This window comes from Streptomyces sp. NBC_00310 (assembly GCF_036208085.1).
GTDB lineage: Bacteria > Actinomycetota > Actinomycetes > Streptomycetales > Streptomycetaceae > Streptomyces.
Genome location: NZ_CP130714.1, coordinates 7,136,938 through 7,158,401, shown reverse-complemented (window position 1 = coordinate 7,158,401; position 21,464 = coordinate 7,136,938). Strand labels below are relative to the sequence as shown.

Below are 21,464 nucleotides of genomic sequence, written 5' to 3'. Positions count from 1 at the left end.
CGGAGCCCACCCGTTGTGTTCCGGGACCACCAGTTCACCGGAGGTTCACCCGCGCCGCCGAGGAACGTTGGGTTCCGGGAGCACTCTCCCCCTGTGAGACGCATCGCAGGAATCGTCCTCGCGGTACTGCTGATCGGCGGCGTGGTGGCAGCCGTCGTGGCGGGCCGGGAAACCGGGGACACGAGCACGGCAACGAAGACCGTGCGAGGAGTGATCGGGTCGGAGAAGGCGGAGTTCTTCGCCGACCCTGACGTGGTGAAGGCCCTGGCCGCCAAGGGCTACACCGTGAAGACGGAGACGTCCGGATCCTGGGCCATGGACGGCCTGGATCTGCAGGGGTACGACTTCGCGTTCCCGTCCAGCAAGGCACCCGCCGACGAGCTGGCCGAGAAGTACGGCGTACGCGAGCCGCTGCCCCGCCCCTTCTACTCGCCCCTCGTCGTGGTCTCCCACCGGGGCGCCGCCGACGTGCTGCGGCAGAACGGGCTCGCCACGCTCGACGAGGGCCGGGGCGTCCTCGCCATGGGCGCCTATCTGAAGGCCGCGGAGAACGGCCGGACGTGGCAGGACCTCAAGGGGGCCGGGAAGTACGGGGAGTTGATGGGACTCCTCTACATCTCCACCACCGATCCGACGACGTCCAACTCGGGCGCGCTCTACCTCGCCGCCGCCTCCAACGTCGCCAACGGCGGACGGGTGGTCGCGAGCAAGGGGGACCTGGACAGGACCGCGTCCCTGATGCACGAGCTGATCAGCGTCCAGGGCGCCCAGCAGCCGAGCACCGACGCGGCGTTCCGTGACTTCGTCAGCGGGGTCGGCAATCCGCTCGTGCTCGTCTACGAGTCGCAGGTCGCCGCGCTGCTCGCGGAGGGCCAGAGCGTCGACGACCTGGTCGTCCTCTACCCGGACACCACCGTCTTCAGCGACCACACCGTCGTACCGGTCACGGACGAGGGGCGTGCGCTCGGCGAACTCCTGGGCACGGACCCGACGTTGCGTGAGCTGGCCGCCCGGCACGGGTTCCGGCCGCAGGGCGCGGCCACCGAGTTCACGTCGGCGACCGCCGACCACACCACCTACCTGATGCGGAAGCTGACCGTCCGGCAGGCGCCCGTGCCCACCTCCGAGGTGCTGCACGAGATGGCGCGCCGGGCCAGGGGCCAGTAGGACGACGGGGGATCAACGGACATGACCATCGAAGACAGCAACAGCTACAGCAACCTCAACAGCACCAGCACCAGCACCAGCAACCTCAACAGCAACGAGGCCGGCTTCACCCTCACCCCTCCCGAGCCGGTCGCGGCCGTGCCCCGGGAGAAGGCCGGCGGGCTCGTGCCGGTCGAGGAGTCCGTGCGGACGGACATGGCCCGCAAGGCCGAGGAGTACGTGCGCGGGCTCGCCGGCCTGGACGCCCGCTCCCCGGAGTTCGCGGGCCGGGTCGGGGAGATCACCTCGCTCGGCGCGGGCGAGATGCGTACCGCCGCCGCGCAGTCCAACCGGATGCTGGAGCGGACGGTCCGCAGCCTGCCCGACAAGGGCGGGGACGCGCAGTCGCAGGTCTCCGGCTCACTCGTCGAACTCCGGCGGGTGGTCGAGGACCTGGACCCGCGCGATCTGCCGGCGAGCAGGGGACGCAAGTTCCTCTCCCGGCTGCCGGGCGGCAACAAGCTGCGCGACCACGTCGCCAAGTACGCCTCCGCACAGGGGACCCTGAACCGAATCGTGGGTTCGTTGCGCGGCGGGCAGGACGAACTGCGGCGCGACAACGCCGCGTTGCAGACCGAACGCGTCCGGCTGTGGGAGACCATGGGCAAGCTCCAGGAGTACGTCGTCCTGACGGAGGCTCTGGACACGGCCGTCGAGGCGCACATCCAGACGCACGTCGACGGGGTCGACCCGCAGCAGGGCGACACCCTCCGCGCCGACGTGCTCTTCCCCGTCCGGCAGAAGCACCAGGACCTGCTCACCCAGCTGGCCGTCTGTGCCCAGGGCTATCTGGCCATGGACGTCGTGCGGCGCAACAACGAGGAGCTGATCAAGGGCGTCGACCGGGCCGCCACGACCACGGTCTCGGCGCTGCGCATCTCCGTGATGCTCGCCTCCGCCCTCGACAACCAGCGCAAGGTCGTCGACCAGGTCAACGCGCTGCGCGGCACCACCGAGGACCTCATCCGGGGCAACGCCGAGATGCTCGCCACCCAGAGCGGCGAGATCCAGCGCATCGCCGCCGACCCGGCCGTCGGCGCGGAGACGCTCCGCTCGGCCTTCCAGCAGATCTACCGCACCCTCGACGCCATCGACACGTACAAGGTGCAGGCCACGGAGACCATGGCCGCGACCGTAGAGTCCCTGACCTCGGAACTCCAGCACGCGACCCAGTACTTGGAGCGGAGCAGGAGCCAGGGCGCCCTGGAAGGCGGCCTCGGATGAGAACACGGATGAGAACACGGCTGAGAGTACGGCTGGGAGTACGTACGACGACGGCCGTCGCCGCGGTGACCGCCGCCGCCCTCCTGGCCACCGCCTGCACCGCCGCGGACGGGACGGGGCTGCCCGACCCGGCCGAGGCGACCACGTACGTCCCCGGCACCCTCCGCGTCCTCGCCTCCAGTGAACTCGCCGACATGCAGCCGGTGCTGGAGCGGGTCGAGAAGGACACCGGGATCAAGGTCCGGCCCACCTACATGGGCACCCTGGACGCGGTCGAGCTGCTCACCCGGTGGCGGGCGAAGGGGGCGTACGACGCCGTCTGGCTCTCCTCCAACGACTACCTGCGGCTCCGCCCCGACGCGGCCGAGGCGATCGTGTCGGAGACGCCGGTGATGTCCAGCCCGGTCGCGATCGGTGTGCGGGACGAGACCGTACGGAAGCTGGGGTGGAAGCCGGAGAACGTCACCTGGTCGGACATCGAGGAGGCGGTCGCGGGCGGGCAGCTGACGTACGGCATGACCGACCCGTCCCGCTCCAACTCCGGGTTCTCCACGCTCGTCTCGGTGGCGTCGGGGCTCTCCGACGCCCAGTCCGCGCTCACGGACGCGGATGTCGCGCGGGCGACGCCCCGGCTGAAGGAGTTCTTCGCGGGCCAGAAGCTGACGTCGGGGTCGTCGGGCTGGCTGGCCCAGGCGTACGACCGGCGCGGGGACGTCGACGCGCTGCTCAACTACGAGTCGGTGCTGAAGGGGAAGAAGGGCCTGACGGTGATCCGGCCGCGCGACGGGGTCGTCACCGCCGACTATCCGCTCTCCTCGCTCACCTCCACGAGCAAGGAGGTCCGGGACGACGTACGCCGGCTCACCGACGCCCTGCGCACCCCGGACATCCAGCGGCTGATCACCGAGAAGACCCTGCGCCGCCCGGTCGTCGCCTCCGTGCCGCCCGCGGCCGGCCTCGACACCACGCGCCGCCGTGAACTCCCCTTCCCCGGCACCCGGTCCGTCGCCGACGGCCTCCTCGACGCGTACGAGAACGAGCTGCGCCGCCCCTCCCGGACCGTGTACGTCCTGGACACCTCGGGCTCGATGGAGGGCGACCGCCTCGGCCGGCTGAAGACCGCGCTCACCGAGCTGACCGGCGACTTCCGGGACCGGGAGGAGGTCACGCTGATGCCGTTCGGGTCGGACGTGAAGAGCGTGCGCACGCATGTCGTACGGCCCGAGGACCCGAAGGCCGGGCTCGACGGCATCCGCGCCGACACCCGGAAGCTGACCGCCGACGGCGACACCGCCATCTACACCTCGCTGCGCAGGGCGTACGAGCATCTCGGGGCCGCCGACCGGGACACCTTCACCTCCATCGTGCTGATGACGGACGGCGAGAACACCGAGGGCGCGAGCCCCGCCGACTTCGACGAGTTCTACGGTCGGCTGCCCGCCGGTCAACAGCGGATCCCCGTCTTCCCGATCCTCTTCGGCGACTCCGACCGGGGCGAACTGGAACACATCGCCGACCTGACCGGCGGCCGTCTCTTCGACGCCCAACAGGGCTCGCTGGACGGCGCCTTCGAGGAGATCCGTGGCTACCAGTAGGACCACCACCCAGAAGACCAGCGGCGTCCTGGCCTACCTGGAGTCCCGCAAGAACCTCACCGGCAGCGCCCTCGGGGTCGCCGGGCTCGGGCTGACCTTCGCGGGGATCGCGGGACCGTACTGGCCGGTCGTGGTCGCCGGGCTGTACGGCGCCGGCGCGCTGATCGCCCCGCCGGAGCGCCCGCCGGTGCCGGACTTCCCGGACCCGTCCGCCCAGCTCGACGAGGTGCGCGCCGACTTCGGCACCCTCCGCGCCTACCTCGACGGCATCGAGCTGCCGCCCGCCGCGGCCGGCCGCCTCACCGAGCTGACCGAACTCCTCACGGCCCTCCTCGACCCTGGCTGGGTCGCCGAGATCCTCGCCCACGACCCCGAGGGCGTCCACGCCCTCTCCCGGGCCGTGCGGCAGGACGTCCCCGAGGCCGTCGACACCTTCGTACGCACCCGATGGTGGGCCCGTCTCACCCCGGGCACGGATCCCCCGGAACGCCATCTCGAACGCCAACTCGGTCTGTTGCAGGAGGAGTTGGGACGCCTGGCGGGCGCCCTGCGGGACGCCGAGGCCCGCCGCCAGGAATCGCACACGCGGTACCTGGAGGACCGGTCGGGCTGACAGGCGGCGTCAGCCGAGGCGCGTCGGTCAGCCGAGGAGATCGGGCCGGCCGAGGTGCGTCGGGTCAGCCGAGGAGGTCGGGTTGGCCGAGGAGGTCGGGTTGGCCGAGGAGGTCGGGCCGGCCGAGGAGGTCGGGCCGGCCGAGGAGGTCGGGCCGGCCGAGGTGCGTCGGGTCAGCCGACGTTCGTCAGGATCACGATCAGCAGCACCACGCCGAGCACCACGGCCAGCACCTTCAACGCCGCGTACGGGGACGGGGGCTGGTCGGTCGGGGGCGGCGGGACCGGGACCGACGTGGGGCGGGGGCCGTTGAACACGTCGTGGCCGGTGACCGCCGCGCGGGTGCACCAGGGGCAGGTCGGCAGGTGGGAGCCGTAGGTGTGCAGGGGCCGTTCCGTGCAGGCGCGCACCAGGCCGCGTTCCTTGTCGAGGGCGCGGAGCCAGGCCTCGGCCGGCGGCCGGGCGGCGGGATCCTGGACGCCGGGGCCGAAGGCCGCCCTGGCGAGGGTGAGGAGTTCGGTCGGCAGGACGGACGGGTCGATCGTGCCGCGCGGGATGGTGACGTGCTCCGGGCGTACGACATAACTGCAGCTCGCGGCGATGTTGTCCTTGACGGTCGACTCGGAGGCGCTCTGGTGCGGGACCCCGCCGAAGGGATGGTTGCCGGCGGTGAGCAGCTGGTAGACGAGGACGGCGAGGGCGAAGTCGTCGCTCTGCCGGGTCGCGGGGCCGCCCTCCTGACGCTCGGGGGACGAGTAGTCGGTGGTGTGCATCAGGCACGGGAAGAGTTCGCCGGTGACCGGGTCGGTGAAGGCGATGGAGTCGCAGTCGAGGAAGGTGACGAAGCCGTTGGCGTCGACGACGACGTTGCTGCTGGAGAAGTCGCCGATGACGAGGTTGTCGTAGTGCATACGGGCCGTCATGAAGGCGAGGTTCCAGGCGACGCCGAGCAGGAACCGCCAGTCGGCCCGGTCCGGGAAGAGCTTGAGGCGTTGGACGCGGGTGAACAGGCCGACCAGCTGGACGTGTTGCGGTTCGCCGAAGCGGCGCATCGCGTAGCCGAGGAACTCGCCGTTCGTGCCCCGGGCGATCGCGGTGGGCCAGGCCAGCTCGGGCGGCTGGCTGGCGTCCGTCGGGCGGGCGGCCAGCGGGGACATGGTCAGCATCCGGGCCAGCCGCCGCTCCTGGTCCGGCCCGGGTGTGTCCCGGTAGATCTTGACGACGATCCCCGTGTCCCCCTCCACCGGGAACACCGCCGCCTGCCCACCCCCCTTCAACGGCAACTCGGCCAGAGTGACCCGCCTACCGTCGAGAAAGACCGTGCGGCCGCTCATGGCCGTACCTCCGAGTGTGATGGGGCCGTTCGTCGCCGCGCGGAAGCGGTCGGCGCCTGGCAGAGCGGTCATCGCCGGATCGCGCGGACGGCTCGTAGCAGGGTCTTGTCGTCGGCGTTGAGGGCGGTGAGGCGGTCGGAGCGGAGCAGGGCGGCCAGGTTGGGGTCGCGGTCGTCCTCGGCGGCGGTGTCGAGGGAGCGGAAGACTGCGTCGGCGAAGGAGGTGTTCGGGGACGGCGCGCCGTCGGCCGACCGGTTGAGCATGGCCTGGGCGAGCCCGTCCGTGGAGAGCAGCACTCCGTCGACCCCGTCGTCCAGGACGCACTCGGTGTGCGTCCAGCGCCCCACGTCCGGCGAGGTCAGGAACACCGTCTCGTTGCTGTACTCGCTCACCGCCGCGGCCTGCGGCAGCAGATGGAACTGGCGCTCCCCGTCCTCCGTCCCGGCCCGTACGACGACGAACCCGTCCCCCACGGTGAGGTGCCCGATCCAGCCGGGCGCGAGCACCACCACGGTGAGCGTCGTGGCGAAGTCCTGCGCGTCGGCGCCGGTCTGGTCGAGGAAGTCCTTGCTGACGTCGTGCAGGGCGTCCCGCAGCAACTCGTGCACGGCATCCCCCGGCCGCACCTCCACGGCCGCCTCGGCCCGCCGCGCGAAATACTCCGTCGCGAGCCGCACCGCGAGCCGCGCGCCCTCCTCCGACCGGGGCCGGCTGCCGGCCCCGTCGGCGACGGCGAGCACGGCGACGGAGGGCGTGGCGACGGCGGCGCACGCGTCCTGGCAGGGCAGGCCCTGGCGTCGGTGCCGGTAGCCCTCGACGCTCAGTCCGTGGATGCGCCAGGGCGGGGCGGCGGTCACCTCACGCCTCCCAGGCCGGGCGCTGTGTCTTGAACTGGCTGAAGATCTTCTCGAACACCTCGTCCCCCGCCCCCTTCTGCTCGGCGTTGGCGCTGGCGGACATCATCTGGAGCAGCTCCCGGAACGGGAACCCCTGCAACCGTGCGTTGAACTTCGGAGCGAACGCCCGCAGCACCTGCTCCCCCATGTCCGTGATCCCGCCGACGCCGATGGCGTACAGCCGGAACCGGCGGGCGCGCTGCTCCTCGGCGAGGACGGGGACCAGCCGGTGCCAGGAGTCGGTGAGATGGCCGGTCGGGTCGGTGGGCAGACCGTCCGTGACGAGGCAGATCTGCGGCCGGTAGTACTGCAGCCCGGACGCCCGCAGCTCGCTCTTGCGGGCCGCGACGATGTGCATCGCCAGCTCCAGCGCCTCGGTCATCAGGGTGACCCCGGCGGCCGTGAGCTGCGGTGCCTGGAAGGCGTGCGCGGGTATGAAGGGGCTCGTCCGGGTGCGCGGGTCGAGGAGTTGGGGCCCGCGCCAGGCGCCGACACCCTGGCCGCCGAAGGTGACGACGGCAACCTCCACGCTGTAGCTGAGGCTGACGTCGTCGTGGAGTTCGCGGGTCCACTCGGCGAGCGCGTTGTTGAGTGTCTGGATCGGCTGACCCGCCATGGAGCTGGATGTGTCGAGGCAGAGCACGAGCGGCATGCGCTGGGCGTTGTTCTCGAACTCGATGTCGGCGTACTCCGCCGGCAGCGTGGGCGGGTATTCGCTGTGCATCGTTCTTCCCCCTGTGTTTCCGATACCTCTGATGGTGCCGATGCCTATCTCGGCGTGCCGACGCCGACCTGGGCGCGCCGATGCCCACCTGGGCGTGCCGACGCCCACCTGGGCGTGCCGACGCCTACCTGGGCGTGCCCTTCGCGTGCCGTGCGGCCGTCGGCGGGAAGGCGTACAGGACGTCGGAGTCGCGTTCTGCCGCGTCGGTGACGTCGACGAGGCCGCCGGGCGCGGGGGGCGGCCGCTCCGGCTCGGCCCACACCGCCCGGCGCAGCACCCGGTCGACCTCGACATAGCCCTGCGGGTGGAGTTCGGTCCGTACGACGGCGGTCCGGGCGTGCCCCGGGCGGGCTCCCACCTGACGGCCGTGCCGCGGCGCGGACGCGACCCGCAGCCGAGTGGTGCTCTCGTCCCCGCCTGCTCCGGCACCGCCCCCACCGGCTCCGGCACCGCCTCGCGCCGCGTGCGCCGGCGCCGCCCGCGCGGGCCCGCCGGCCGGCCGGCCCGGAGACACCGCCCGGTGCCCCACGGCCACCGGACCCCTGGACCGCCGGATCACGATCACGAAGGCGAGCAGCAACAGGGCGAGGAGAAGCCCCATCCAGAGGGCGGTCCAGGTGGCGCCGCTGTAGCCGGCGGCTTCGCTTTCGGGGGTGTCGGGCCGGTTGTCGACGGCTCGGCCCTTGTCGTCCTGCCCCTTGTCGTCCCGGTTCCTGTCACCCTCGCCGTCGGGGCCGCCGGACGAGGTCGAGGAGCCGGAGTTCCGGTCGCCGTCGACTTCGGTGATGGTGAAGCTGTTGTCGTCGGGGTCGGCGGCGAAGGCTGCCAGTTCCGAGCCTTTGAGGGTGGCCGCCCCCGGGCCGGGGCGGACCTTGGCACACAGTTGGTTCGTGTCGTCGCAGAGGCCGCTCGCCTCCAGGTCGGCCAGCGTCCGCGTCTTCAGCCGGTCGATCCTGGCACCGGGGTGGATGAGCAGTTCTTCGGCGATGAGGAGCAGCGCCGTGCCGCCCTGCCCGGTGTTCACGCCCTCCGACACCTGCACCACCAACGGGTGGGTGTCCTCGCGCAGCCGTCTGATGGCCTCGTGGTGCCCCTCATCGAGGTCCTCGTACTCCAGGGGCCCTTTGAGCGTGATCACCACGGGCCCCTCGGATATGCGGCCGGCCCAGCACTCCAGCCGTTCCGTGAACCCGTCGTCGGGACACGGGGCGTCGGCCGCGGCCGACGGCCCCGCGGGAACCAACGCGGCCAACAACCCCACCAGCACACCGAGAAACGACAAACGACCCGTCGCACCCATCGCACCAACCGTTCCTGTGGACTGAGCAGAAGTGAGTCCGCTCGGCCGCACGCCCCGAACGGTCTTGGGCGTACTGGTCCCCGGCGTACTCAGCCCCGGGGCAGCGACACGGATCCTGTCCGTGGTCCGATCCCGGGAGGCCAGTTCCCTGTGCGACCTGACCATGTGGGTGTAGCCAAAGGCGACGAGGAGGCCCCGAACCATCACTCCGGTGGAGCGGGGGCCCCGCACACTGACGCCACACCCGGCGTCCCAGATCACACGACCACCGTAGCCCGCACGGCCCAGCACACCGCAAGCCCAGAAGCCGACCATCACAGCCAACTCGACCTCATGCACACTTCGTGGCGAGCAACTCCCCCCGTGTCCTGAAAGGCACGCCCCCGCGGCCCTGAAAAGCCCATCCCATAGTGGAGCAGGCAACCGGGCAGCCGGAAGGGTTTGGAGTATTCCGCCGGTGGAGTTACGGCGACGTCCGGTTGACTTACGATCAGTACGCTTTTCACTTCTACAATTTGAACACTTGATGGCAACGGCTGAACATCTGCCGCGCCCGATCCACCCAGTCATTGGCCAACGCGTCGAAGTCCGCCTGGGTGATACGGCACGTCAGTGGCAGATCGCAGACTCCGGCGAGACAGGGCCGCGGCCCGCGCACGTCCCATACGGACAGCATGGGGTTCAGCTGTTCGGTATTCCAGGCGTTCGACGCGGCCGCCGCGATGGCTATTTGGTCCTGGCGCAGGAAATTCCCGTCCGTCGCGAACGCCACGAGAAGCTTCTTGGTCGTCATGAATCGCACCGTGACCATCCGCCCCGCCTCATGGAGATCGAATTGCAGGGAAACGGAGACGGTGTCGTGGACCGTGTGGTAATTCCGCCGGGCGACCCAACTCTGCACCAACTGCCGCCAGTGCGTGCCGAGGTCGTATATCTCGGCGTTGCCCCCCGGATACGAGTCGCGCCCGGAGTACGAGCCCCGCCCGGAGAAGGAGTCACGGCTGGGGCCGGACAAGGAGTCACGGCCGGAGAAGAAGTCGCGGCCGGGAGGGGAATCCCGGCCCGGGTAGGAGTCAGGCGCCGTCACGGACCACCGCCCCGACGACCATCGCGTCGGTCAGCCCGGCGTCGAGCAGTGCCTGCGCGTGCAGCAGCAGACAGGAGGGGACGGACTCGCTCGTCGTACGGCGCCGGTGGCGCTCCTTCAGCTCCTCGTACCGCACCTCGATGGTCCGGGCCACCTGCGGCGGCGGCCATGCCTCGGCACGCGCGTCCTCCTCCATCAACTCGGCCAGGATCGCGGCGAGCGGGGGCCGGTCCTCGGGTCGCTTGGCCAGGCAGCGTGCGATGAGGGGCCGCAGTCCCGGCGGTACGCCGTCGAGCCGGGGCTCTCCTCGGACGACCTCCACACGCACGGCCTCCCCGCTGCCGTGCGGCGGGCGGCCGGTGAGCGCGTACACCAGGACCCCGCCCAGCGCGAACACGTCGCTCGCCGGGCCGACCCGGTCGCCGCGGATCTGCTCGGGCGACATGAACGGCGGGGTGCCGACGACGACACCGACGCGGGTGAGGCCGGGAGCGCCGTCCACGCGGGAGATGCCGAAGTCGATGACACGGGGGCCGTCCTGGGCGAGCAGGACGTTGGCCGGCTTGAGGTCGCGGTGGATCACGTGGGCGGCGTGGATGGCCTGCAACGCCTCGACGAGGCCGGCGCCGAGGGGGCGGACCTGGGCCTCGGGGAGGGGCCGTCGGCGCGGACCGCTTCCGCGAGGGAGGGTCCGGGGACGTACAGGGTGGCCAGCCAGGGGAGTTCGGCCGTCGGGTCGGCGTCGACCACGGCGGCGGTGTAGGCGCCGCTGACCACGCGGGCGGCGGCGACCTCACGGGCGAAGCGTTCGCGGAACTCGGGTTCGGCGGCGAGTTCGTGGCGGGCGACCTTGACGGCGACCTCGCGGCCGGCGGGTGAGCGGCCCAGGTAGACCCAGCCCATACCGCCGGAGCCGAGGCGGCCGACTATCTTGTACGGGCCGATCTTCATGGGGTCACTTACGGGTGTACGCACCCCGCTCACCTCATTTCGGGGTTCGGTGCGGATGTCCCGAGTGTCCCGCGAAATCCCCTCCCCGGCAGCCCTTTTCGCCCCCTCCGCCCTTACTCGTCCCTCCCCCATCCAGGGGCGGTGCCCCTTCGACCCCCATCCGCGGGTTCGGTGGGGCTTCTCGCGCAGTTCCCCGCGCCCCTGAAGGGCCTTCGGCCCTTTCGGGGCGAAAAGCACGGGGCGCAGCCCCTGCTTTTCAGGGGCGCGGGGAACTGCGCGCAAAGCCCCCACCGGACCCGCACCCGCCGACGAACCCCAGAACCCCCAGCTCTCAGGCGCACAAAAAACCGCGACCGGCCAAGGTGACATCGCTGGTCAGGGCAACCCATACCCGGCCGGTCGCGGAGCGAAGGGGCGTCAGCCCAGGCGGCTCACCAGCGCCCGGTACTCGTCCCACAGCTCCTTCGGCGTGTGATCACCGAAGGTGTTGAGGTGTTCGGGAACGAGCGCCGCCTCCTCCCGCCACACCTCCTTGTCGACGGTCAGCAGGAAGTCCAGGTCGGACGAGGAGAGATCCAGCCCCTCCGTGTCCAGCGCCTGAGGCGTCGGGAGGATGCCGATCGGCGTCTCCACACCCTCCGCCTTGCCGTCCAGCCGGTCCACGATCCACTTCAGGACGCGGCTGTTCTCACCGAAGCCGGGCCAGACGAACTTGCCCTCGTCGTTCTTGCGGAACCAGTTGACGTAGTAGATCTTCGGCAGCTTCGCCTGGTCCTTGCCCTTGGCGACATCGACCCAGTGGCCCATGTAGTCGCCCATGTTGTAGCCGCAGAAGGGGAGCATCGCGAAGGGGTCGCGGCGCAGTTCGCCGACCTTGCCCTCGGCCGCGGCGGTCTTCTCCGACGCCACGTTCGCGCCCAGGAACACCCCGTGGTTCCAGTCGAAGGACTCCGTCACCAGCGGCACCGCCGTGGCGCGGCGACCGCCGAAGAGGATCGCCGAGATCGGCACGCCCTTGGGGTTCTCCCACTCGGGCGCGATGATCGGGCACTGGGAGGCGGGCACCGTGAAGCGGGCGTTCGGGTGGGCGGCCGGCGTCTCGGCGTCCGGCGTCCAGTCGTTGCCCTTCCAGTCGGTCAGGTGCGCCGGGGTCTCCTCCGTCATCCCCTCCCACCACACGTCGCCGTCGTCCGTCAGCGCCACGTTCGTGAAGACGGAGTTGCCCCACAGCGTCTTCATCGCGTTGGCGTTGGTGTGCTCACCGGTGCCGGGCGCGACACCGAAGAACCCGGCCTCCGGGTTGATGGCGTAGAGCTGCCCGTCCTCGTCGAAACGCATCCACGCGATGTCGTCGCCGATCGTCTCGACGGTCCAGCCCCGGACGGTCGGCTCCAGCATCGCCAGGTTCGTCTTGCCGCAGGCGGACGGGAACGCGGCGGCGACGTACTTCGACTCCCCCTGCGGGGGCGTCAGTTTGAGGATCAGCATGTGCTCGGCGAGCCAGCCCTCGTCGCGCGCCATCACCGACGCGATACGCAGGGCGTAGCACTTCTTGCCGAGCAGCGCGTTGCCGCCGTACCCGGAGCCGTACGACCAGATCTCGCGGCTCTCGGGGAAGTGGGAGATGTACTTGGTGCTGTTGCAGGGCCACGGCACATCGGCCTGGCCGGGCTCCAGCGGGGCACCGAGGGTGTGCACGGCCTTCACGAAGAAGCCCTCGGAGCCGAGCTCGTCCAGCACCGGCTGTCCCATACGGGTCATCGTGCGCATGGAGACGGCGACGTACGCGGAGTCGGTGATCTCGACGCCGATGGCGGAGAGCGGCGAGCCGAGGGGGCCCATGCAGAACGGGACGACGTACATCGTGCGACCGCGCATCGAGCCGCGGAACAGGCCCTTCTCGCCCTGGAAGATGTCCCGCATCTCGGCGGGGGCCTTCCAGTGGTTCGTCGGACCCGCGTCCTCCTCCTTCTCCGAACAGATGAAGGTGCGATCCTCGACCCGGGCGACATCGGTCGGGTCGGACGCGGCGTAGTAGGAGTTCGGGCGCTTGATCGGGTCGAGCTTCCGGAAGGTGCCCTTCTCGACGAGCTCCCCGCACAGGCGCTCGTACTCGGCCTCGGATCCGTCGCACCAGACCACGTTGTCCGGCTCGGTCAGTTCGGCGATCTCGTTCACCCACGCCACGAGTTCTCGGTGGGTGGTGGGGACGGTTACAGGGGGAGCCGCGATGTCGCGCGCCACGATTGCTCCTAAAAATGAGGGATTTTTTGTTGGAGGCCCCGTGGGGGCTGCGACCCGGATGCTTCACGAGGGGATCTCTGGGCGCTCATCCGGTGTCGACCGCACTCATTTGATCATCCGACGGGAGTGCCCATATGTCCAGAGGGCCGCCCACGTGAGCATGGTGACCATCACCACTCGACAACGTCCGCCCAAAAGGTTTCCGTGCGTCACCATCACTTCACCGCGGGTATCCGAATGTGCGCTCGGGTATCCCCCACGAGGGCCCCGCGTGAGACCATGGCCACTTCCGGGGACGCGAACGGCCCGCACGGTCCCGTAAGTTACGGGACCGTAGGTACGATGGAGGGCATGACAGCGTCCGTCCCCGATGCGCACGCGGAGACACCGGCCGACGGCCGCTCCTCCGACACGCGATCCCTGCCGCATCAGATCGCCCACCAGATCACCGATGAGATCAACCAGATCACCGACGAGATCAAGCCCAAACTCCGGGGCTGGCTGCATCTCGGCATGTTCCCGGCCGTGCTCGTCGCCGGCCTGGTGCTCACCGCCCTCGCGGACTCGACGCGGGGACGCATCGCCTGCGGGATCTTCGCCTTCACTGCCTGCCTGCTGTTCGGCGTGAGCGCGCTGTACCACCGGGGGAACTGGAACCCGCGCATGGACGGCATCCTGCGCCGGCTGGATCACGCCAACATCTTCCTGATCATCGCGGGCTCCTACACCCCGCTGACGATGCTGCTCCTGCCGGGTGCCAAGGGGCAGTGGCTGCTGTGGGGCATCTGGGGTGCGGCCGTCGCCGGCATCGCCTTCCGGGTGTTCTGGGTCGGCGCCCCGCGCTGGCTCTACACGCCCTGCTACATCGCGATGGGCTGGGCGGCCGTCTTCTTCCTGCCCGACTTCATGCGCACGGGCGGCATCGCCGTCCTCGTCCTGGTGATCGTCGGCGGCCTCCTCTACAGCGCCGGCGGTGTCATCTACGGCCTCAAGCGCCCGGACCCGTCACCGCGCTGGTTCGGCTTCCACGAGGTCTTCCACTCCTTCACCCTCGCGGCGTTCGTCGTGCACTACGTGGGGATCTCGATGGTCGCGTACCAGCACGCGTAAACCACCTCCCCTCCCCTCCCCCTCCCTGGCCACGGCTTCCGAGCCGTGGCCGTTTTCGTGCGCCCGTGTACGTCCACGGCATGAGCCTCGTCGTGTACGTCCACGGCATGAGCCTCGTCGTGGTCGTCCACGGCATGGGCCTCGTCCTGGCCGTGTGCGGCGGCGCGGCCCTGGTCGCCGCGCTGCCGCACACGGCCAGGACGAGGCCCTGGTCGCCGCGTTCCCGCCGAGCGCGCCGACGACGGCCCGGACCGTTGGGGGCCACCGCCCCTGACCTGGCCACCTCGAAGGCCGATACCCGACAATGACCGCATGACGGCCGCACGCCCCACCGCCCCCACCGACCGCCCCCCGCTCGGACTCCGTGAGCGGAAGAAGATCAAGACCCGCGAGGCGATCCGCGCCGCGACCTACGCACTGGTCGAGGAGCAGGGCTACGACGCCACGACGATCGAGCAGATCGCCGACCGGGCGGAGGTCTCGCCGTCGACCGTCTTCCGGTACTTCCCGACCAAGGAGGACATCGTCCTCACGGACGAGTACGACCCGATCCTCCTGGAGGAACTACGGGCCCGCCCCGCCGACGAACCGTGGCCGGACACCATCCGGTACGTGCTGCGGAAGGCCGTCCGCACGGGCATCGAGGAGGACCTGGAGGTCGCACGGCTGCGCACCCACCTGATGGTCCAGATCCCCGCGGTGCGCTCGCGCATGATGGAGAGCATGTCGGTCACCGGCCGCATGCTCTGCACCGCCATCGGCGAGCGCACCGGCCGGGACCCGGGCAGCCTGGAGGTACGCGTCTGGGCGATGTCCCTCGTCGGCGGCCTGATGGAGACCTCCCTCTACTGGGCCGAGAACGACCACCGCGACGACTTCGCCGAACTCGTCGACCGCACGCTGGACGTCCTCCAACACGGCCTCCCCAAGGAAACCGCCGAGCCCACTCCCTGAGCCCACTCCCTGAGCCCACTCCCTGAGGACATGCGCAGAGGACATGCCGGAGACCCCTGCCGGAGACCCCTGCCGGAATCCCCGAGGAAAATCCCTGAGGCCCCACCCCTCCCCCATGCCATCCTGAGCAGGTGAAAGCAGCCGAGATCCACGTCGAAGTCGCCCCCGAGCTGGCCCTGTTCGTCCCCCACGGCCGGCGCGGGAGCGCGACCCCGCTGGCCACTGACGGCGTCTCGACGCTCGGCCACGTGATCGAGTCCCTCGGTGTCCCCCTCACCGAGGTCGGCACGCTGGTCGTCGACGGCCGCGAGGTGCCGGTGTCGCACATCCCGGCGGACGGCGAGTCGGTGACCGTACGCCCGGTGGAACGCCCCCAGCGGGTGCCGGGCGCCCCGCTCCGCTTCCTCCTCGACGTCCACCTCGGCACGCTCGCGCGACGGCTGCGGCTGCTGGGCGTCGACGTGGCGTACGAGTCGACGGACATCGGTGACCCGGCCCTGGCCACGCGGTCCGCCGCCGAACAGCGGGTGATGCTCAGCCGCGACCGGGGGCTGCTGCGGCGGCGGGAGCTGTGGGCCGGGGCGTACATCTACAGCACGCAGCCGGAGGAGCAACTCCGTGACGTAATCGACCGGTTCGCCCCCGAACTGCGGCCGTGGACTCGCTGCACCGCCTGCAACGGTCTGCTGAGGGCGGCGACGAAGGAGGAGGTCGCGGACCGGTTGGAGGGCGGGACGGAGCGGTCGTACGACGTGTTCGCGCAGTGCGACGCGTGTGGGCGGGCTTATTGGAAGGGCGCGCACCACGAGCAGTTGGAGGCGATCGTGCGGGAGGCGTTGAGGACGCGTACCCAGGCGGGTTGAGTACGGGAGCCGATCTCCGACGGTCGGTGGACACGGTTGGGTGAGGGATGGACGACACACTCCCCGCCGTGACCCCGAACTCGCGAATCCGATTCCACTTTCAATGCTTGAACAATCGACAGCATGCCAACTCTTTCGAGATGCGCTTGGATTGCGACGCCCTTAGCATGAAAAGTGGCTGGGGGCACAGGGGAACGGTAACCCCGGGCACGTCGCATAACCTCCAGGGACAACAGGAGGGGTGACGCGATGTCATCCACCAAGAACACCGCTCTGGACGCAGATCAAGATATTGCCGGATATGCCAGATCCTCGTGGTGGCAACGCACTGTTGCCCATATTGCAGAACTCCAGTGCCAACTCAACCGCATCAAGTCGCTCAAATCTCAGGGGCTCGCACCGCACGAGGAAGAGATTGCGACCAAAATTGAGACGCATCTCAATGCTGCGCGACTGGCGGCAGACCGCAGAAAGAGCCCGTGGTCCGTAATTACTGGAGCGGACATAGACCGGGCATTCGCCAATATACACAGAGCTGAAACAAACATTCTTCGCCTCACCCCCAAAGAAGAGTTGGGCGAGTTGGGGACACTCGTACTGGCGAACGCTCGACAGCATCTGGGCGAGGAAGATCCTCGACGCGCCAAGCTGGAGGTTCAGCTCCAGAACAACGGCCACAGGCTCACCGAAGAGATGCGCGAACTCGCCGTCACGACTCTGCTGGCCGCCCAGATGGCAGAAGAAAAGGAACGGGCGAGGGCTCGGAGCTTTCGAAACATACTACTGGCGTCCGTGGTGGCGACGACGGTAATTGCTGGACTCTTCATCCTGTGGGGCTTTTTGTCTCCCACGACGATCGCGTCAAACATCTGCTTCATCCCAGATCTGGACAAGCCTCAAGTCTGCCCCATCGGCAGCACGGAAACCGGTCAGGACATGCTGATCGTCATGGCTTTCGGTTCTGCGGCGGCGGCTTTCGCGGCGGCAGTCTCCCTGAAAGGAATACAGGGAACGTCCACCCCGTATTCGGTCCCCTTGATGCTGGTACTCCTCCGTATCCCGGTAGGGGCCCTTGCCGCCCTCATGGGCCTTGTTCTGATCCATGGGGGATTCATTCCAGGTCTTTCAAATCTGGACAGCGCACCGCAGATTATCGCCTGGGCGATCCTGTTCGGCATTCTGCAAGAGAGCGTCACACGGCTGGTGGACCGGCAGGGTAAGGACATCCTAAATAATGTGCGCGGAGCCGAACGCGAGTTCCAGAGCTCCAGCACAAAATCTGACCGCCGCGAGAAATGACCGCGGCCCACAGCACACCTTGCACACCTTCGGCCAGCGGATCCGGCCTCCACGCAGCTGTAGTGGTGGTACGGGTGTGGCACGCCCCCGGATACGACGAAGGGTCAGCCCGAGAGAACCCGAGAGAAAAACCCTCCTGAGCTGGCCCTACTTCCTGTGCCCCCGACAGGACTCGAACCTGCGACATCCGCTTGAGAAGTTCGATCGAGCGGCTCTGATACGGCTCTCGCAGTCCTACCGGCATAACGTGTGTGATCGCTCAAGGCCGCCTACGTCCACGGTTGTTGATGTCAGTTGGTTTGCTGTGACCGGCAAGGTTCGCCGGGTGGACGGTGGGCGTGCACTTCCCGCTGAATCGGGCACGGATGGGGCACGTGCACCTTCTGATCCGTAGCTCTACAGAGAACGGTCGGGGACGGTCATACCGGTTGCTCGGGGGTGTCGGAGGAAGGTTGGCGGTCGGGGGCGGTTGCTGGGGTTGCTGTATCTGGTTGCTGTACAGCTGCGGAAACTCTGCGGGCGTGGGCGAGGTTGTTGCGGCTGGTCAGGGTGTCGGGGTGGGTCGCGCCCAGAACCTGCTCGAACTGGACGACGGTGGCCTCCAGCAGGGGGATGGCCCGCCCCAGGTCCCCCACCTTGGAGTAGGCGGAGGCGAGGTTGTTGCGGCTGGCCAGGGTGTGGGGGTGGGTCTCGCCCAGGACCTGCTCGTACTGGGCGAGGGTGACCTCGTACAGGGGGATGGCCCGCCCCAGGTCCCCCACCGTGTAGAAGGCGGAGGCGAGGTTGTTGCGGCTGGCCAGGGTGTCGGGGTGGCTGTCGCCCAGGACCTGCTCGTACTGGGCCAGGGTGGCCTCCAGCAGGGGGATGGCCCGCCCCAGGTCCCCCGCCGACTCATAGGCGCCGGCGAGGTTGTTGCGGCTGGCCAGGGTGTGGGGGTGGGTCTCGCCCAGGACCTGCTCGGACTGGGCGAGGGTGGTCTCCAGCAGGGGGATGGCCCGCCCCAGGTCCCCCACCTTGGAGTAGGCGGAGGCGAGGTTGTTGCGGCTGGTCAGGGTGTCGGGGTGGCTGTCGCCCAGGACCTGCTCGCGCTGGGCCAGGGTGGTCTCCAGCAGGGGGATGGCCCGCCCCAGGTCCCCCACCGTGTAGAAGGCGGAGGCGAGGTTGTTGCGGCTGGTCAGGGTGTCGGGGTGGCTGTCGCCCAGGACCTGCTCGAACTGGACGACGGTGGCCTCCAGCAGGGGGATGGCCCGCCCCAGGTCCCCCACCGACTCATAGGCGCCGGCGAGGTTGCTGCGGCTGGTCAGGGTGTCGGGGTGGGTCTCGCCCAGGACCTGCTCGAACTGGACGACGGTGGCCTCCAGCAGGGGGATGGCCCGCCCCAGGTCCCCCACCTTGGAGTAGGCGGAGGCGAGGTTGTTGCGGCTGATCAGGGTGTCGGGGTGGGTGTCACCCAAGGCCTCCTTGGACTGGGCGAGGGTGGCCTCCAGCAGGGGGATGGTGCGGGCTGTATGCCCCTGGTGGTGGAGACGGTTGGCGGCGGTGGCGTACGCGTTGGTGAGGCGGACGTTGTGGTGTCCGGGTGCGGCGGTGGCGGCGAGGGTGACCAGGTGGGGGGTGAGGGTGTCCCACTGGCTGTCGGTGGTTCCCTGTCCGGGGAACGGGGTCAGATGGCGCAGGACTGCTTGCTCGGCGCGGTCGCGTCCTTGCAGGTGCCGGGGTGCTTGGGTGGTGTCGGCGGGCGGGGCGGCGCGTAGGACGGTTTGGACCAAGCGGTGGATGGTGACGGTGGTGCCGGTGTCGGTGACCATGCTGTAGGCGGCGAGGGTGCCGATGGCTTCCGCGGTGTCGTCCGGGTCGGCGTCGGCGGGGGTGAGGAGGGAGTGGGGGATGTCGTCGGGGGCGAGCCAGGCGGCGGTGTGCAGTAGATCCACAGCCAGCGGATGCTCAACCTCCAGGGTCTGGAGGGTGACGTTCCAGACGCGGGCGATGGTGCGCTGGTTGTCGATGCCGTGGGCGGTCCTGGCGAGCTTGGTGCCCAGACGGCGCCGGTACGCGTCCATGCTGACCCCTCGATTCTGGGCGAGGTAGGCGCCGGCCTGTTTGACCGCCAGCGGCAGACACCCCAGATCAGCGACGAGCGCGCGGGCGTGCACTTTCTGCTGAGGTGTGGGCTGGATGTCCCTGAACACCAGATCGCACAGGAGCGTGGTGGCGTCGTCGGGGTCGAGGTTGCCCAGGCAGAGTGTGGCGGCGCTGTCGGGCCAGCCGGTGGTACGACGGCTGGTGGCCAAGTGGTGGCCCCGGTGAAGTGCGCCGGTGTAGGGGGCGAGGTCGGCGGGGTCCTCGACGTTGTCGTAGATGAGCAGCCAGTCCCGGTGCCAGGCCAGCCATTGCTTCGCCCACGACAGCTGTGCCCCGCGCTGGGCGGAGGCTGCCCAGTCGGGGACCAGTGCCGTAGTGAGCTCGGTGAGGGAGGTCTCGATCTCGTCGGGGGAGGCGGCGTTGATCCACCAGATCAGGGTGTAGTCGCTGCGGTGGCGGTGGGCGTAGCGCAGGGCGAGGGTGCTCTTGCCGATCCCGCCCAGCCCGTGCACCGCTCCGCTCTGCGTGATCGCTCCCTCGCCCCCGCCTGCCAGGATGCGGCGCACCTGGCTCAGTTCTTCATCCCGGCCTAGGCAGAGGGTGGCAGGGGGCAGGTTCGACGTGCCCGGGGCCGCGGTGACCTTGTCCGGCGCCTGCAATGCTTCGGTCGGCAGGACGTGCACATCTCCCGTGTAGGCGTCTCTGATGCGCTCGGCTGCGATGGCTCGCTCACCGGAAGCCTCGATCTGCTGCCCGGCTGCGATGTCGTCCGTTGTCACGGCTGGGGCGGGGTGTGACCGTCGCCGGTGATGGCGGTGCCGATGTGCTGAGCTGCGATCGACCGCTCACCGGACGCCGTGATGGTAACCATGCCCACAGCCGGAGCAGGCAACAGGGCGGACAACTCCTCCTGCAGACCGGGATCGTCCTGCAAAGCCCGCCGCAGGAGCCTGCTCAGCACTGCTGTGGAGTAGGCATTGTCTTGTTCGTCGGCGGCCTCGTCCACCACGCGTTCCAGCTCGGCCCGGCCCGCCTCGTCCCCACGCCGCCACACCAGCTGAAGAATCCGCTGCCCCAGACCCACCGTGGCATCAGCGGCAACTTCCTGCGCCCGCGTCAACACCGCCACCCCATACGCCCCCACAGCAGCCGTCAGGTACGGGCCCGCCTGCTCCACCAACTGCACAACCTCAGCACCCACTTGCTCCCCCTGTTCTGCGGCTCCGAAGGAACCCAGCGTAGAAACACCGCCCCTTCCATGAAGCCAAAACGCCCGAACCGCCCGCAACGGTTCCTACACCGCTCACTGACCACGGGCGAGGACAACCTCACCGCTGACGTGCCATCAGCTTGGGAAGCAGTGATCACTTGAGGTTGATTCGGTAGCTGACCTGGGCGAACGTTCGAGCCATGGCGTCTTCGGGCTGGGCCGTCTTCCCCGTGATTCCCCGCTCGATGTGGTGCGCTTGTGGTGCGGTCGGGCGGTCGTGGGTGTCCGAAATTGGTGTGCGGCGGGTCGTGGTGGTCGGCACGCTGGGGCTATGAGTCGTTGGAAGCTCTACGACAACTGGTACGCCGATTTGGCCGGCCTGGCTGTTGAACAACCGCGGGAGCGCCGGGCCTTCGCGGCTGAGCGGGCTGAGGGTGCCGTGGTGGGTGGCACGGGTCGCAACCCCAAGGCTGGCGGGAGTGGCGGCAGCGGCTTCGTGCTGTCGATGACGAACTTCTGAGGCGGAGTGTCCAGGGAGCGTAGCCATCGTGTGAGCCGGTCTGAGCCTCCGCCGACGACAGTCCGCCACGATGGCGGGTGCGGCAACCGATCAGGCGCGCGTGTGTCTCGCCGCACTCCCACCTGTCTCAGCCACGTTGTCGGTGTGTTCCGTTGACGAGACACGGCCTGAAGCACCGTACGGTGGGTGCACTTCGGGGTGGGGGTGGTACTCCCCTGGGCCCCCAGAGCCGACGCCGGGCCGGATAGCGTT

20 protein-coding genes are annotated in these 21,464 nt (G+C 69.4%); 10 read left to right on the top strand and 10 right to left on the bottom strand.

All coding sequences use genetic code 11. From position 1 onward, the window contains the following. Positions 1–93: 93 nt before the first annotated feature. From OG202_RS31450 to OG202_RS31435, 4 genes are read left to right on the top strand one after another with little or no spacing between them, the layout of a single operon-like run. Positions 94–1,167, top strand: coding sequence for a substrate-binding domain-containing protein (locus OG202_RS31450; protein ID WP_327728010.1), 1,074 nt, complete (start codon positions 94–96; stop codon positions 1,165–1,167). 21 nt (positions 1,168–1,188) lie between these two features. Further along, positions 1,189–2,430: a toxic anion resistance protein gene (locus tag OG202_RS31445; protein WP_327728011.1), complete on the top strand. Its 1,242-nt coding sequence runs from the start codon at positions 1,189–1,191 to the stop codon at positions 2,428–2,430. Between the two features lie 8 nt (positions 2,431–2,438). Beyond that, on the top strand, positions 2,439–4,025 hold the full coding sequence (locus OG202_RS31440) for a substrate-binding and vWA domain-containing protein (protein ID WP_327728012.1): 1,587 nt from the start codon (positions 2,439–2,441) through the stop codon (positions 4,023–4,025). 28 nt (positions 4,026–4,053) lie between these two features. Further along, positions 4,054–4,638: a hypothetical protein gene (locus OG202_RS31435; protein WP_326585641.1), complete on the top strand. Its 585-nt coding sequence runs from the start codon at positions 4,054–4,056 to the stop codon at positions 4,636–4,638. A 173-nt stretch (positions 4,639–4,811) separates the two neighbouring features. On the opposite strand, the gene OG202_RS31430 is transcribed toward OG202_RS31435, so the two are convergent. The 8 genes from OG202_RS31430 to OG202_RS31395 all read right to left on the bottom strand — a co-directional run bounded on the left by OG202_RS31430 (position 4,812) and on the right by OG202_RS31395 (position 13,174). After that, positions 4,812–6,044, bottom strand: coding sequence for a hypothetical protein (locus OG202_RS31430; RefSeq protein WP_327728013.1), 1,233 nt, complete (start codon positions 6,042–6,044; stop codon positions 4,812–4,814). Beyond that, positions 6,041–6,829, bottom strand: a complete 789-nt coding sequence (locus OG202_RS31425; RefSeq protein WP_327728014.1) for a PP2C family serine/threonine-protein phosphatase — start codon at positions 6,827–6,829, stop codon at positions 6,041–6,043. The genes OG202_RS31430 and OG202_RS31425 overlap by 4 nt, the downstream gene beginning before the upstream one ends. 1 nt (position 6,830) lies before the next feature. Then, on the bottom strand, positions 6,831–7,592 hold the full coding sequence (locus OG202_RS31420; protein ID WP_326578096.1) for a vWA domain-containing protein: 762 nt from the start codon (positions 7,590–7,592) through the stop codon (positions 6,831–6,833). 124 nt (positions 7,593–7,716) lie between these two features. Then, positions 7,717–8,892, bottom strand: a complete 1,176-nt coding sequence (locus tag OG202_RS31415; protein ID WP_327728015.1) for a hypothetical protein — start codon at positions 8,890–8,892, stop codon at positions 7,717–7,719. A 508-nt stretch (positions 8,893–9,400) separates the two neighbouring features. Further along, entirely contained in the window at positions 9,401–9,979 is a 579-nt protein-coding gene (locus tag OG202_RS46615) for a hypothetical protein (RefSeq protein ID WP_443052304.1), read from the bottom strand. After that, positions 9,966–10,586 carry a serine/threonine-protein kinase gene (locus tag OG202_RS31405; protein ID WP_328223940.1) on the bottom strand — a complete coding sequence of 207 codons (621 nt, stop codon included), beginning with the start codon at positions 10,584–10,586 and terminating at the stop codon, positions 9,966–9,968. The genes OG202_RS46615 and OG202_RS31405 overlap by 14 nt, the downstream gene beginning before the upstream one ends. Next, positions 10,559–10,954: a hypothetical protein gene (locus tag OG202_RS31400; RefSeq protein ID WP_328223939.1), complete on the bottom strand. Its 396-nt coding sequence runs from the start codon at positions 10,952–10,954 to the stop codon at positions 10,559–10,561. The genes OG202_RS31405 and OG202_RS31400 overlap by 28 nt, the downstream gene beginning before the upstream one ends. A gap of 393 nt (positions 10,955–11,347) precedes the next feature. Beyond that, on the bottom strand, positions 11,348–13,174 hold the full coding sequence (locus OG202_RS31395) for a phosphoenolpyruvate carboxykinase (GTP) (RefSeq protein ID WP_327728016.1): 1,827 nt from the start codon (positions 13,172–13,174) through the stop codon (positions 11,348–11,350). A gap of 351 nt (positions 13,175–13,525) precedes the next feature. Here OG202_RS31395 and trhA point away from each other — a divergent pair, with 351 nt between their 5' ends. The 5 genes from trhA to OG202_RS31370 all read left to right on the top strand — a co-directional run bounded on the left by trhA (position 13,526) and on the right by OG202_RS31370 (position 17,400). Further along, positions 13,526–14,284 carry a PAQR family membrane homeostasis protein TrhA gene (gene trhA, locus OG202_RS31390; RefSeq protein WP_326578106.1) on the top strand — a complete coding sequence of 253 codons (759 nt, stop codon included), beginning with the start codon at positions 13,526–13,528 and terminating at the stop codon, positions 14,282–14,284. A gap of 80 nt (positions 14,285–14,364) precedes the next feature. Continuing rightward, positions 14,365–14,592 (top strand): hypothetical protein, encoded by a 228-nt coding sequence (locus OG202_RS31385; RefSeq protein ID WP_327728017.1) that lies wholly within the window; start codon positions 14,365–14,367, stop codon positions 14,590–14,592. Positions 14,593–14,596: 4 nt separating this feature from the next. Then, on the top strand, positions 14,597–15,238 hold the full coding sequence (locus OG202_RS31380) for a TetR/AcrR family transcriptional regulator (RefSeq protein WP_327728018.1): 642 nt from the start codon (positions 14,597–14,599) through the stop codon (positions 15,236–15,238). A 131-nt stretch (positions 15,239–15,369) separates the two neighbouring features. Further along, entirely contained in the window at positions 15,370–16,101 is a 732-nt protein-coding gene (locus OG202_RS31375) for a Mut7-C RNAse domain-containing protein (RefSeq protein WP_327728019.1), read from the top strand. A gap of 249 nt (positions 16,102–16,350) precedes the next feature. After that, the gene (locus tag OG202_RS31370; RefSeq protein ID WP_326578114.1) at positions 16,351–17,400 is read left to right on the top strand and encodes a hypothetical protein; all 1,050 of its coding nucleotides are present in this window, start codon (positions 16,351–16,353) and stop codon (positions 17,398–17,400) included. Positions 17,401–17,819: 419 nt separating this feature from the next. Here OG202_RS31370 and fxsT read toward each other — a convergent pair whose 3' ends face one another. Together fxsT and OG202_RS31360 are read right to left on the bottom strand one after the other, a co-directional pair. Continuing rightward, on the bottom strand, positions 17,820–20,261 hold the full coding sequence (fxsT, locus tag OG202_RS31365) for an FxSxx-COOH system tetratricopeptide repeat protein (RefSeq protein ID WP_328223938.1): 2,442 nt from the start codon (positions 20,259–20,261) through the stop codon (positions 17,820–17,822). Continuing rightward, positions 20,258–20,683: a hypothetical protein gene (locus tag OG202_RS31360; RefSeq protein ID WP_326578116.1), complete on the bottom strand. Its 426-nt coding sequence runs from the start codon at positions 20,681–20,683 to the stop codon at positions 20,258–20,260. The genes fxsT and OG202_RS31360 overlap by 4 nt, the downstream gene beginning before the upstream one ends. Positions 20,684–21,023: 340 nt before the next feature. Between OG202_RS31360 and OG202_RS31355 the strand changes: the two genes are divergently transcribed. After that, entirely contained in the window at positions 21,024–21,212 is a 189-nt protein-coding gene (locus OG202_RS31355) for a hypothetical protein (protein ID WP_326578120.1), read from the top strand. Positions 21,213–21,464 lie beyond the last annotated feature (252 nt).

What these genes read in the sequence shown, in the direction of transcription:
- OG202_RS31415 (WP_327728015.1), bottom strand. Translation starts at nt 8,892, where the DNA reads ATGGGTGCGACGGGTCGTTTGTCGTTTCTCGGTGTGCTGGTGGGGTTG.
- trhA (WP_326578106.1), top strand. Translation starts at nt 13,526, where the DNA reads ATGACAGCGTCCGTCCCCGATGCGCACGCGGAGACACCGGCCGACGGC.
- OG202_RS31380 (WP_327728018.1), top strand. Translation starts at nt 14,597, where the DNA reads ATGACGGCCGCACGCCCCACCGCCCCCACCGACCGCCCCCCGCTCGGA.
- OG202_RS31355 (WP_326578120.1), top strand. Translation starts at nt 21,024, where the DNA reads ATGAGTCGTTGGAAGCTCTACGACAACTGGTACGCCGATTTGGCCGGC.
- OG202_RS31370 (WP_326578114.1), top strand. Translation starts at nt 16,351, where the DNA reads ATGTCATCCACCAAGAACACCGCTCTGGACGCAGATCAAGATATTGCC.
- OG202_RS31440 (WP_327728012.1), top strand. Translation starts at nt 2,439, where the DNA reads ATGAGAACACGGCTGAGAGTACGGCTGGGAGTACGTACGACGACGGCC.
- OG202_RS31445 (WP_327728011.1), top strand. Translation starts at nt 1,189, where the DNA reads ATGACCATCGAAGACAGCAACAGCTACAGCAACCTCAACAGCACCAGC.
- OG202_RS31420 (WP_326578096.1), bottom strand. Translation starts at nt 7,592, where the DNA reads ATGCACAGCGAATACCCGCCCACGCTGCCGGCGGAGTACGCCGACATC.
- OG202_RS31385 (WP_327728017.1), top strand. Translation starts at nt 14,365, where the DNA reads ATGAGCCTCGTCGTGTACGTCCACGGCATGAGCCTCGTCGTGGTCGTC.
- OG202_RS31430 (WP_327728013.1), bottom strand. Translation starts at nt 6,044, where the DNA reads ATGACCGCTCTGCCAGGCGCCGACCGCTTCCGCGCGGCGACGAACGGC.